Source organism: Burkholderia sp. EMB26, assembly GCF_024730645.1.
Lineage (GTDB): Bacteria > Pseudomonadota > Gammaproteobacteria > Burkholderiales > Burkholderiaceae > Burkholderia > Burkholderia cenocepacia.
Window position 1 is genome coordinate 1,672,673 of the sequence record NZ_CP078070.1, and the last position, 11,994, is coordinate 1,684,666.

The 11,994-nt window shown below is 65.9% G+C and carries 12 protein-coding genes and 1 pseudogene; 8 read left to right on the forward strand and 5 right to left on the reverse strand.

Annotation, left to right across the window (positions count from 1 at the left end; translation table 11 throughout):
• Nucleotides 1–388: 388 nt before the first annotated feature.
• The gene (locus tag KU887_RS07905; protein WP_006495355.1) at nucleotides 389–679 is read left to right on the forward strand and encodes a putative quinol monooxygenase; all 291 of its coding nucleotides are present in this window, start codon (nucleotides 389–391) and stop codon (nucleotides 677–679) included.
• Nucleotides 680–726: 47 nt separating this feature from the next.
• Here the strand turns inward: KU887_RS07905 and KU887_RS07910 are convergent, their stop codons facing one another.
• The 3 genes from KU887_RS07910 to KU887_RS07920 form a co-directional block, all read right to left on the reverse strand.
• Nucleotides 727–984 carry a hypothetical protein gene (locus KU887_RS07910; RefSeq protein ID WP_006486090.1) on the reverse strand — a complete coding sequence of 86 codons (258 nt, stop codon included), beginning with the start codon at nucleotides 982–984 and terminating at the stop codon, nucleotides 727–729.
• Between the two features lie 136 nt (nucleotides 985–1,120).
• A complete protein-coding gene (locus tag KU887_RS07915; RefSeq protein WP_006486101.1) occupies nucleotides 1,121–1,396 on the reverse strand; it encodes a hypothetical protein in 276 nt (91 codons plus the stop codon).
• Between the two features lie 209 nt (nucleotides 1,397–1,605).
• Nucleotides 1,606–2,322: a YdcF family protein gene (locus KU887_RS07920; RefSeq protein WP_258255566.1), complete on the reverse strand. Its 717-nt coding sequence runs from the start codon at nucleotides 2,320–2,322 to the stop codon at nucleotides 1,606–1,608.
• Nucleotides 2,323–2,482: 160 nt separating this feature from the next.
• Here KU887_RS07920 and KU887_RS07925 point away from each other — a divergent pair, with 160 nt between their 5' ends.
• A complete protein-coding gene (locus KU887_RS07925; RefSeq protein WP_006495354.1) occupies nucleotides 2,483–2,800 on the forward strand; it encodes a hypothetical protein in 318 nt (105 codons plus the stop codon).
• A 194-nt stretch (nucleotides 2,801–2,994) separates the two neighbouring features.
• Here the strand turns inward: KU887_RS07925 and KU887_RS07930 are convergent, their stop codons facing one another.
• Both KU887_RS07930 and KU887_RS07935 read right to left on the reverse strand, forming a co-directional pair.
• Complete coding sequence (locus tag KU887_RS07930; RefSeq protein ID WP_006495353.1) at nucleotides 2,995–3,246, reverse strand: hypothetical protein; 252 nt, start codon at nucleotides 3,244–3,246, stop codon at nucleotides 2,995–2,997.
• Between the two features lie 201 nt (nucleotides 3,247–3,447).
• Nucleotides 3,448–3,843: pseudogene (locus tag KU887_RS07935) on the reverse strand (transposase); the annotation flags it as partial.
• A 431-nt stretch (nucleotides 3,844–4,274) separates the two neighbouring features.
• Between KU887_RS07935 and KU887_RS07940 the strand changes: the two are divergent.
• From KU887_RS07940 to nusA, 6 genes are all read left to right on the forward strand, one after another.
• Nucleotides 4,275–5,177 (forward strand): LysR family transcriptional regulator, encoded by a 903-nt coding sequence (locus KU887_RS07940; protein ID WP_006495352.1) that lies wholly within the window; start codon nucleotides 4,275–4,277, stop codon nucleotides 5,175–5,177.
• Nucleotides 5,178–5,251: 74 nt separating this feature from the next.
• Nucleotides 5,252–6,454 carry a pyridoxal phosphate-dependent aminotransferase gene (locus KU887_RS07945; protein WP_258255465.1) on the forward strand — a complete coding sequence of 401 codons (1,203 nt, stop codon included), beginning with the start codon at nucleotides 5,252–5,254 and terminating at the stop codon, nucleotides 6,452–6,454.
• 272 nt (nucleotides 6,455–6,726) lie between these two features.
• Nucleotides 6,727–7,764, forward strand: coding sequence for an SMC-Scp complex subunit ScpB (gene scpB, locus KU887_RS07950; protein ID WP_258255466.1), 1,038 nt, complete (start codon nucleotides 6,727–6,729; stop codon nucleotides 7,762–7,764).
• A gap of 60 nt (nucleotides 7,765–7,824) precedes the next feature.
• Nucleotides 7,825–9,576 carry a 23S rRNA pseudouridine(2605) synthase RluB gene (gene rluB, locus KU887_RS07955; protein ID WP_059723746.1) on the forward strand — a complete coding sequence of 584 codons (1,752 nt, stop codon included), beginning with the start codon at nucleotides 7,825–7,827 and terminating at the stop codon, nucleotides 9,574–9,576.
• Between the two features lie 430 nt (nucleotides 9,577–10,006).
• Nucleotides 10,007–10,465 (forward strand): ribosome maturation factor RimP, encoded by a 459-nt coding sequence (rimP, locus tag KU887_RS07960; RefSeq protein WP_006490686.1) that lies wholly within the window; start codon nucleotides 10,007–10,009, stop codon nucleotides 10,463–10,465.
• Entirely contained in the window at nucleotides 10,465–11,940 is a 1,476-nt protein-coding gene (nusA, locus tag KU887_RS07965; protein WP_006495348.1) for a transcription termination factor NusA, read from the forward strand. Before rimP ends, nusA begins: the two co-directional genes overlap by 1 nt.
• Nucleotides 11,941–11,994: the final 54 nt, after the last annotated feature.

Genomic DNA, 11,994 nt, shown 5'->3' on the forward strand with positions numbered 1-11,994 from the left:
TCACATTGTCGCTGATCTAAAAATTTTCCCTTATAAATCAATGGAATATTGCGCGTGTAATGCCTGGCACGCAACCTGCTTTATAGGTTGGAATCGTTAGAGCAGGGAGGACGGCGTCAGGGACCGGGAATGCGCGGCGAGCGCATGAACAACGGGATCGACGCCTTCACATGCCGACGCGCCAAGCGTCGGCGCAACAGATGATGGTCCGCGCCAGCGTGCGGATCTCGATGGCCCCGTCGCCTATCCTCGTAGGGCGACGGTTTCGCCCGCGCTTCTCTGAAGCGCGGGCTATTTTTTTGGTGCCGTCGCCATGTCGTATCCGGGTAGCCGATGTGCGGCGCGGGATTCGCGTATTCTCGGACTTTTTCGGATGAAGGAGGCGGGAATGGCGGAAATTGCAGTCGTGGCGCTGATCGTGGCGAAGCCGGGGGCCGAGGAAAAACTGCGCGCCGTGCTCGAGGGAATCGTCGAGCCGACCCGCAACGAAGCCGGCGCGTTGCAGTACGACCTGCACCGCGATCTGAAAGAGCCCGCGCGGTTCGTATTCGTCGAGCGTTGGGAGAGCGAGGAGGCGCTGGCCGCTCATGCGCGTTCCGCGCATATTCTCGCTTATCGCGAAGCGGCCGCGGACTGGATCGAGCGTTCCGAAATCCGCGTGCTGTCGAAGCTCGTGTGAGCCTGAGCCGGGTGGGGCGACCGGACGTGTCCGGTCGCGGCGGCGCGTCAGTGCGACGCGCTGGGTACGTCGAGAATCAGGATGATCGTCCAGTCTGCGTCGCCGTCATGGTGATACTGGCGCTCGGCAACGATGAACGGTTGCTGCTTGCCTTGCGGGCCGAGGAACAGCACGTCGCCCTCCATCGGCAGGCACTCGATCGGCGGCAGCGCGAGGAACGCGTCGTCCGAGCCGCGGGGCATCAGTTGCTTGATCTTGCGAGTGGCGGCTTCGGTCCACTCGATGTCGAGTTGAATGTTGCTCATGCTGTCCTCCGCACCGGGGTGCGCACGGGTGGAAAATTTCGGTGCGCGACTTTAGCACAGCGCGCGGGCGCCGCAACCAAAAAAGCCGAACCCGGTTGCCCGGATTCGGCTTTTCGCTGATGCGGTGCCGCCGAACTTACTGGCTGGCAGCGTCTGCAGCCTTTGCCTTCTTGCCGGCCTTCTTCGCAGCTGCCTTGTGATGCGCAGCCTTCTTGCCGTGGTGATGCTCTTCCTGCGCCGCCGGCTGAGCCGCTTCGGCCGCTTGCTGCTGTTGCAGCGCTTGTGCACGCTGCTCGATCTCGGCGATCTTGGCCGGATCGGTGATGGTCTGGATCTGCGTGCTCTCTTGCGCATACGCTGCGCCAGTCAGCGCCGACATCGCTACCAGGATAGCCAGGGACGTCTTCTTCATTGCTTTACCTCCGCTAAGTGGTGATGAACCCGAGTGTTGCCGTTTTGTCTGGCGACTGCAATCGAGTGCGTGTCGAGTGTAACAAAAGTGACGGATCAATGTGCACCGGATCGCCGCACGACGCAAGGCCCCGTTGAAGTCGCGCAACACTTCGCGCGGTTCGTCACGCGCCTGCCATCCAGCGGAGTGCGGCGATTTCCGCGCCGTCGTCAAAACCAGCCGAGCCAACGATACACGTGGAATTGCGCGATCCCGACCAGCTCGTGCAGCGCGTGTTCGGCGTTGGCCACATTGCGCCAGCGCGGCAGCCACCCCGTCTGCGCGCGCCGGAGATTCGCATAAACGGGTTGCGGATCGATGCCGAAGCGGCGGAAATCGAGCAGCGCCCGGCGCATCTGGTACGACGACGTGACGAGAATGCGCGCGTCGTCATACTGTGAGCGTAGTATAGACGCAGTGAATTTCGCGTTTTCGTAGGTTGTACGGCTGTTCGGTTCGAGCACGAGGTCGGCCGGCGCCACGCCTTGCGCGACGAGCTGGCGCCCGTAGACGGCCGCCTCGGTATCGCCGTGATGCTGCGGATCGCCGCCCGACATCACCACGGTGCAGCGTTCGGCCTGCTGCCGGCACGTACGATAGAGCGCCGCAATCTCGCGGATGCGCGCGGCGCCGTCGGGCGGCGGCTGCAATCCGGCATCGGTGCGAAGCGTGCCGGCGCCGATGAGGATCAGCGTGGTTCGTCCATGCATGTCGGGATGCTCGACCGGCGTGACGCCGGCCTCGCTCCAGGCGATCAGCGGCGCGGCGAGCCAGCCCGTCGCGAGCAGCCAGAACAGCGCAGCGGCGACGATCGAAATGGTTCGACGCCGCTTGCGGCAGAGCATGAAACCGATGAAGAGAAGTACAAATGAATCGAACAGAATCAATTTGATTGGGGTATGGTGTCTTTTTATGGACGGCTGACGATCCGGCCCTGACGCGACGCCGAACAACGTCGGCCTCCAGAATCGGTGGCGGTTTCGGCGGGCGGAGACCCCGCCCGGCGCGCCGCTTCGCATTGTCGCTGCACTTTAAGAAAGAATCGAGATGGCCACGTATTCCAACGAAGCGGTGCTCGACGCATTGAGACGAGTGCAGTACCGCCAGGTACCGTGGGCACGCCGCCCGGGCGTGTTCGAGTATCTCCGTTCGCTCGGGCTGATGGACACGGTCAGGCAGAAGACCGTTGCCCCCGCACCGGGCTTCCATGCACCGGTCGACATCGCCGTACTGACCGACAGCGGTCGAGCCGAATTCTCGCGCCTCGAGCGCGACGAGAAATTACTGTCCTGGACTGATCGCCGCATGGACGACTACGCATTGAGCGAAGCGAGCGCCGTGGCGATTCTCGAAAGCCGCCTGTAGCGGTTCTTCATCCCGCCCCGTGCATCGCCGCGGCAGGCCGGCGACGCAAAAAAAGCCCGTATCGCGAGGATACGGGCGTACCGGATACTTTTGCTGCTGCCACGCTGTGCTCATGGCAACGATGTGACTCGCTGCATGCGGCGCAGTTCCCGGATGCGGGCATTTTCTTTGGCGAAACGTCGAAATCGGCAGGACTACGGATGACGCGGCACGCCCGGCGGCTGCGAGCCGATCCGCGCCCGTGCGTTGCTCGCGATGTCGCCACGCAAGTCGCCGCGCGGCACGGTTTGCCGGCTGGACGAGTTGGCGGACGGCGGCTGGCGGAGGGTGTTGCGATGATCCTGCTGGCGATGGGGCGGCTTCACGCGATCGTCGGCATGGACAGGAGCGGCGAGCGCCACGGAAACGACAATGCCGCATGCAACGAGCAGTGACATTGTTTTCATGGCGGGGCTCCCTTCAAGCCGTCCGTGCGGCCTGTTGATATGTCGCTAAGGTAAGCGTGGGAGTGCAGGCTTGCTGTAAATAATAGTAAATAGATGTTTCGCGGCACGACAACGGTAATCGACGGCAAGACATGCGTCGCGACAAAGTCGCATCGCAGAAAGAAACCGGGCGGCCGAAGCCGCCCGATCGAGCATGCGTTACGCCATCTTGACGGGCGCGCGCCAGGATTCCGGGTTGGTCCAGAAGGCGCCGCGCAGCCGGTCGCGGCTCGGCGGGGCAGGCGGCTTCGCCGCGCTTGCGCCGATGCGTCCGCGCAGCGAGATTTGCCGACCGCTCGTGCCGAGTCGCTTCACGATCTCGGCGAGCGTGCCGTCGGCCTGCCATTCGTCGAAGCGGCGGCGGCAGGTCGGCGGGGACGGATAGCGGCCCGGCAGTTTCGACCAACCTTCACCCGTCGACAGTACCCACAGTACGGCGTTGACCACCGACCGGGCTTCCACGCGGGGACGGCCGCGCCGCTCACTCCGTGCGGGCTCCGAGCAAAACAGACCCTCGACCAGCGCCCACTCGTTATCTCTCAAATCGTCGAACAGCATCATGTCCTCACCTCAGCGAAGCTAACTCCGGTGCGCTGCCCTGCGCCGCGCACTCTTCAGGCACTCGATCGGCGAGTGCCGGGTGGGGGCGTCCGGTTGGCCGGCAGCGGCGTTTCTGCTCTTCCGTCCGACGAAACCTGTGCCCTGTGCGCCAGGTAATGCACGAAGCGTGCCATGTCGGAGGTGAATCCCTCGAGAGCCGCTTGGCAGCGAGCTAACGGCTAAGTCAGCTAGGGGCGTATAAGACGCCAAAATAACCCGGCAGCAAATCGGGACAATCACCAATCTTGTGCAATTCGCCCGTGTCACGTGCGTTTGCGAACGTATTGCACCGCAGCGAAACATGTGCGGCGGGTGCCGGATTCGTTCGCCGAAGCCGGGTTCGCACATTAAAATCGCGCATCGATATCGACGATTGATGAGGTCAGGAGATGAACGTTACGCTGCGCCAGCTTCGCGTATTCATCGAAGTCGCGCGGCTCAGGAGCTTCAGTCGGGCGGGGGACGAGATCGGGCTCACGCAGTCCGCGGTCAGCCGCTGCGTGCGCGAGCTCGAGGCCGAACTCGGGCTGAAGCTGATCGATCGCACGACGCGCGACGTGCAACTGACCGACGTCGGCGCGAACCTGATCGCGAGCGTGTCGCGCCTGCTCGACGATCTCGACGACACGCTGCGCGAGATTCGCGAAATAGGGGAGCAGCGTCGCGGGCGCGTGATCGTCGCGGCAAGCCCGACGATCGCATGCAGGCTGATGCCGCGCGTGGTGGCGTCGTGCGAGCGCCAGTTCCCGTTCGTGACGCTCGGCCTGCGCGACGACGTGCAGAGCGACGTGCTGCGCAAGGTGAAGTCGAGCGAAGTCGACTTCGGCGTCGTGATCGGGCCGCTGACGGTCGCCGATCTCGTCTGCGAGCCGCTGATGACCGATTCGTTCTGCCTTGTCGCGCGCGCCGACCATCCGCTCGCGGCGCGGGCCGAGGTGCCGTGGACGGCGCTGGACGGCGAGCGCCTCGTGCTGCTCGATCATGCGTCGGGCAGCCGGCCGCTGATCGATGCGGCGCTGGCCACGCATCGCGTGAACGCGACGGTCATGCAGGAACTCGGGCATTCGGCGACCGTGTTCGGGCTGGTCGAGGCCGGTGTCGGCGTGAGCGTGCAGCCGTGGCTGTCGCTGCCGCTGCCCGCCGGCTCGACGCTCGTCGCACGGCCGCTCACGCCGCGCACCGAGCGTACCGTCGAGCTGGTGCGTCGTCGCGACCGGTCGTTGTCGCCCGCCGCGCAGGCGATCTGGGAACTCGTGCGGCAGATGCCGGCGAGGGCCGAGGATCTCGACTGACGCTTGCCAACGTGCGCGGTCCGGCTTGCCGGCCGGTACACTACGCGGATCGTGTTCCTCGGCGGTGGTGCTCGATGACGCAATCCGCAGGTTTTTTCCCGGCAAACGACGAGCCGGCGGCGCGTGCCGCGGTGCAGGCGCTGCGTCCGTCGCTGATCCGCGAGGTCGCAAACGCCGGCTTCGGCGTGCCGGACATGCTGCCGTTCTGGTTCGGCGAATCCGATCGCGTGACGCCGGACTTCATCCGCGACGCCGCAGCGGCCGCGCTGCGCGACGGCACGACCTTCTACACGCACAATCTCGGCACGGCGCCGCTGCGCGACGCGATCGCGACCTATGTCGGCGCGCGTCACGGTGCGACGCCGGCGGACACGGTGGCCGTGACGAGTTCGGGTGTGAGTGCGCTGATGCTGGCTGCGCAGATGCTGGTCGGGCCGGGCGAGCGGGTCGTCGCGATCACGCCGCTGTGGCCGAATCTCGTCGAGATTCCGAAGATCCTCGGTGCACAGGTCGACTGCGTGCCGCTCGACTATGGCGACGCGGGCTGGCAGCTCGATGTCGGCCGGTTGCTCGCGGCGCTGACGCCCGATACGCGGATGCTGCTGATCAATTCGCCGAACAACCCGACCGGCTGGACGATGTCGCGCGACGATCAGCAGGTCGTGCTCGCCCATTGTCGCCGTCACGGCATCTGGCTGGTCGCCGACGAGGTGTACGAGCGGCTTGCATTCGGCGACGGCGGCGCGCCGTCGTTCCTCGATATCGCGTCGCGCGACGAGCGCGTCGTGGTCGTCAATTCATTCTCGAAGGCGTGGGCGATGACGGGCTGGCGGCTCGGATGGCTGATTGCGCCGGCATCGATGATGGGCGACCTGTCGAAGCTCGTCGAATACAACACGTCGTGTGCGCCGGGCTTCGTGCAGGCCGCGGCCGAGGTCGCGTTGCGCGACGGCGAGCCGTTCGTGCGGTCGTTCGTCGCGGCGCTGCGCGACGCGCGCGATCACCTGGTTGCCGCGCTGCGGACCCTGCCGGGCGTCGAGGTGCCGCCCCCGCCGGGCGCGATGTACCTGTTCCTGCGGCTGCCGGGTGCGGCCGACAGCCTGGCGTTCTGCACGACGCTGGTGCGCGAAGCGGGGCTCGGCCTTGCGCCCGGGCGCGCATTCGGCCCGGAGGGAGAAGGGTTCGTGCGCTGGTGCTACGCGTGCGATCCGGCGCGGCTCGATGCGGGCGTCGAGCGGCTGCGCCGGTTCCTTGCACGCGGCACGGGCGCCCGCTGAAGCGGGGCCGGAGCGGGCGCGCCGCCCGGGCGGCGGCCTGTTCCACTCATCTTTACGCACCGGGCAATTTTGCGTAATATGGCGCTCAGTCACGCGGTTCCGTCGTTGAGCCGTGCTGTTCCGTCCGGTTTGGGCCTGGCCTGAAGTTGGTTCGCCGCCCCCGGTTCGTGCTCCCATCAATATGACCGATCAGAATCGGGCGAGCGCGTCTTCCGTTCCTTTCGTCTGTTTGTTGATCCGGTTCGTTTGACCACAGGGTCTGGCCTAGCTGCATGAATACCCAAGAGGCGAAGATCGTCCTCGAGACTGCTTTGATCTGCGCGCAGGAACCGCTGAAGCTCGGCGATTTGCGCAAGCTCTTTGCCGACGGCGTGTCGGCTGACACGGTCCGCACGTTGCTCGAAGATCTGAAACAGGATTGGTCCGGTCGCGGTGTCGAACTGGTGGCGTTGGCGACCGGATGGCGCTTTCAGAGCAAGCCGGCGATGCGTCATTATCTCGATCGCCTGCATCCCGAGAAGCCGCCGAAATATTCGCGCGCGGTGCTCGAAACGCTCGCGATCATCGCGTACCGGCAGCCCGTCACGCGCGGCGACATCGAAGAGATTCGCGGCGTCACGGTCAATACGCAGGTGGTCAAGCAACTCGAGGATCGCGGCTGGATCGAGGTGATCGGTCATCGCGACGTGCCGGGGCGTCCGGCGCTGTATGCGACGACCAAGCAGTTCCTCGACGATCTCGGCCTGAAGGCGCTCGACGACCTGCCGGCGCTCGAAGAGCCGGCCGCGAACATCGAGGCCGCGCTGCTCGCGCAGCAGGCCATGGATTTCGACGGTGACGTGCCGGTGGCCGACGATGCGGCGGGCGACGTACCGCAGGCACTGGCGAATGAAGTGCCCGCCGGCGAGTCGGCCGAGGCCTCCGGCGATGCCGCGGCCGACGTCGCGTCGACGCAGGAAATGCCGAGTCGCGATACGCTCGATGCTGATCGCGGGCAAACGGAGCAGACGGAACAGGTTGGCGCCGAAGCAGTGCCGACCGATGTGCAGCCCGAGCCGCAGCCAGCGGATTGGGGCGAGGAAGATCGCAAGCCGGCCGCCGAAGCGGCTGCCGGAGACGGAGCGGAAGCGGCCGGCGACATGCCCGGCGAGGCCGATCAGGCCGACGCCTCCCGTTCCCGTCCCGCGGACGACGAGACGCTGGACGACACGTCCGACAGTCTCGCGGATGCCGTACGAAGCGCCAGTGCGCCCATCGGCGCCGACGCGCTGCCGGACGACGAAGCAGAACCCGAACAGCGTCGCGCCTGATCGCGGCCAACTTCTTGCCGCGCCCGCGCCGGGCGCGAGACCTGACATTTTGAGGTTGTTTTGACAGATATCCACGATATTGAATCGTCCGCGCCTGCCGTGCAGGCAGCGCGTGCCGACGATGCGCCGGAGCAGGATGCTTCGGCCGCGGGTGGCGACGAGCGTCCCCGCCGCGGTCTGCGGCGCGGCCCGCGCAGCCTGATCGCGCGGCGTCGCGCGGCGGCCAAGTCGAAGGGCGCCGAAGGCGAGCAGCAGGGTGCCGAGGGCGCCGATGCGCAGCCGGCCGAGGCCGCCGATGCGCCGCCGGCGCGTGCGCCGCGCAAGGAAGGTGCGGCCAAGGGCGGTCGCAAGCCGGCCGGCAAGCGCGAAAGTGCGGCCAAGGGCGGTCAAGGCGGCCAGGGCCGTCGCGGTGCATCGAAAGCCGAAGGTGGCGCGGCGAAGGCCGTGGAAGGCGATGCGTCCCAGGACGAACTGTTCGCGTACGTGACGTCGCCCGCCTTCGACGCGGACAACTCCGCGGGCGGTAGCGGCGTGCGTGCGCCGATGCTGCGTCGCGGCCGCAACCAGCCGGCGAACAAGCGCGTGCTGTCGCCGGACGACGACGCGCCGAAGCTCCACAAGGTGCTGGCGGAAGCGGGCATGGGCTCGCGCCGCGAAATGGAAGAACTGATCGTTGCCGGCCGCGTGTCGGTGAACGGCGAGCCCGCGCACATCGGCCAGCGGATCATGCCGACCGACCAGGTGCGGATCAACGGCAAGCCGGTCAAGCGCAAGCTGCCGAACAAGCCGCCGCGCGTGCTGCTGTATCACAAGCCGACCGGCGAGATCGTCAGTCACGCGGATCCGGAAGGTCGTCCGTCGGTGTTCGACCGCCTGCCGCCGATGAAGACGGCGAAATGGCTGGCGGTGGGCCGCCTCGACTTCAATACCGAAGGCCTGCTGATGCTGACGACCTCCGGCGACCTCGCGAACCGCTTCATGCATCCGCGTTACAGCGTCGAGCGCGAGTACGCGGTGCGTGTGGTCGGCGAGCTGGCCGAAGGCATGCGGCAGAAGCTGCTGCACGGGGTCGAGCTCGAAGACGGTCCGGCGAATTTCCTGCGCATCCGCGATGGCGGCGGCGAAGGCACGAATCACTGGTATCACGTCGCGCTGGCCGAAGGCCGCAACCGCGAAGTGCGCCGGATGTTCGAAGCGGTCGGCTTGATGGTGAGCCGGCTGATCCGTACGCGTCACGGCCCGATTCCGCTGCCGCGCGGCCTGAAGCGTGGTCGTTGGGAGGAGCTCGACGATGCGCAGGTGCGCAAGCTGATGGCGACCGTCGGCCTGAAGGCGCCGTCCGAGGAGAAGGGCAAGCGCGGCGGTGCCGGTCCGACCGAGCGGCGCCAGCCCGATCCGATGCAGACGTCGATGGGTTTCATCGGCCGCGAGCCGGTGCTGACGACGCACGGGCAACTCGACCAGCCGCGTCGCGGTGGTGGCCGGCGCGGCGCGCCGGGCCTGCCGGGCCTGAGCGGCTACGGCAGCCTGCCGGTTGCACCGTCGGGCTACGGCAACCGCACGGGCGGCGGTCGTGACGGCAACCGCATGGGTGGCGGCCGCGACGGCAACCGCGCCGGCGGTGGTCGCGATGTCGACGGCAATCGCGCGTCGTATGGCGCGGGCCCCAAGCGCGATGGCGCGGGCGGCAAGCGCGGCGGCAGCAAGGGCGGTGGTAACCGCACGCCGAACGGCAATCGTGCCGATGGCGGCGGCAACGGCGGCCCGCGCGGCGGTCAGCGTCCGCAGCGCAGTCGTACGCGCAGCCGTTAAGCGCCTGTCGGTCGGCGTGCGGCGGCCCAAGGCCGCCGGCGCGTCGGCCAGGCCGGCATCCGGCCGGCTTTGTCGACGCGTTTCGGCTGATCCGTGTCGCGTGCCGCGACAACGACGATCACCGGCGCGGCACGGGAGTACCGGTCGATCGGGTAGCCCGATTTCGCATTTTTGGTCCGTAAAGGCTGTCGACGCGCTGCTTTTACCGGCTGGCTTGGCGTTTGCGCCAAAAATCGCTATAATCGCGGAGTCGCTGGGCGTACGGATTCAATGTGCGGCTCAGGTGCGACCACCAGTAAGAAGATGGGCGTTCCGCCCATTTTTTTTTGCTGAAACGGTTAGGCATCTCGGGTAGCGCTTCCTGCGCCGGCTAAGGCGCGCGCCCGCGGGTGAATCGCGAGCGGCGGGCGCGAACACCTGAGAGGACACTGTGCAACTGACGGAACTGATAGAAACCACGGTCACCGGGCTCGGCTACGAGCTGGTGGAACTCGAGCGCACCGGGCGCGGCATGCTTTGCATCTATATCGATCAGCCTGCCGGCATCTCGCTCGATGACTGCGAAAAGGTTACGCGTCAGCTCCAGCACGTCTTGACGGTCGAAAATATCGATTACGAACGGCTCGAAGTCTCGTCCCCGGGGCTCGACCGCCCGTTGAAGAAGCTGGCCGACTTCGAGCGCTTCGCCGGCAGCGAAGTTTCCGTGACCTTGAAAAAGCCGCTGGACGGGCGCAAGACGTACCGGGGCATTCTGCACGCGCCGAATGGCGAAACGATCGGTTTGGAATTTGAGGGGAAGAAGGGCGAGGCAGCCATGCTGGATTTCACGCTGGCCGATATCGACAAAGCCCGCCTGATTCCGCAAGTTGACTTTAGGAGCCGCAAATAATGAGTCGCGAAGTGTTGATGCTGGTGGATGCGCTGGCGCGCGAGAAAAACGTCGACAAGGATGTGGTGCTGGGCGCCCTCGAGGCTGCGCTCGCGTCCGCTTCCAAGAAGCTGTTCGACGAAGGCGCCGAAATCCGCGTCCATATCGATCGCGAAAGCGGCGAGCACGAAACCTTCCGTCGCTGGCTCGTCGTGCCCGACGAGGCAGGCTTGCAGGAGCCGGATCGCGAGATCCTGCTGTTCGAAGCACGTGAGCAGAAGCCCGACGTCGAAGTCGGCGAGTATGTCGAGGAACCCGTTCCGTCGATCGAGTTCGGTCGCATCGGCGCGCAGGCCGCGAAGCAGGTGATCCTGCAGAAGGTGCGCGACGCGGAGCGCGAGCAGATCCTGAACGACTACCTCGAGCGTGGCGAAAAGATCATGACGGGTACGGTGAAGCGCCTCGACAAGGGCAACTTCATCGTCGAATCGGGCCGCGTCGAGGCGCTGCTGCGTCGCGATCAGCTGATCCCGAAGGAAAACCTGCGCGTGGGCGACCGCGTGCGTGCGTACATCGCGAAGGTCGACCGCACCGCGCGCGGCCCGCAGATCGAGCTGTCGCGTACGGCGCCCGAATTCCTGATGAAGCTGTTCGAGATGGAAGTGCCGGAAATCGAACAGGGCCTGCTCGAGATCAAGGCGGCTGCCCGCGACCCGGGCGTGCGCGCGAAGATCGGCGTCATCGCATACGACAAGCGGATCGATCCGATCGGCACCTGCGTCGGCATCCGCGGTTCGCGCGTGCAGGCCGTGCGCAACGAGCTCGGTGGCGAAAACATCGACATCGTGCTATGGTCGGAGGATCCCGCCCAGTTCGTGATCGGCGCGCTCGCGCCGGCAGCCGTCCAGTCGATCGTCGTCGATGAAGAAAAGCATTCGATGGACGTCGTCGTTGACGAGAACGAACTGGCTGTCGCGATCGGCCGCAGCGGTCAGAACGTTCGTCTTGCCGGCGAACTGACCGGCTGGCAGATCAACATCATGACGCCGGACGAATCCGCCCTGAAGCAGGGTGAAGAGCGCGACCGGCTGCGTGCACTGTTCATGGCGCGCCTCGACGTCGACGAAGAAGTTGCCGACATCCTGATCGACGAAGGCTTCACGAGCCTCGAAGAGATCGCGTACGTGCCGCTCAACGAAATGCTCGAAATCGAAGCGTTCGACGAGGACACCGTGCACGAACTGCGCAACCGCGCACGCGACGCGCTGTTGACGATGGCCATCGCGAACGAAGAAAAGGTCGAGAACGCAGCGCTGGATCTCAAGAGCCTCGACGGCATCACGCCGGAGCTGCTCGCGAAGCTGGCCGAACACGCCGTGCAGACGCGCGACGATCTCGCCGAGCTGGCTGTAGATGAACTGGTCGACATGACCGGGATGGAAGAGGATGCCGCTAAGGCGTTGATCATGAAAGCACGTGAACACTGGTTCCAGTGAGAAATGACCATGGCGCACTGATTTGATGGCGGCCGTATGGCCTGACCCGATGCT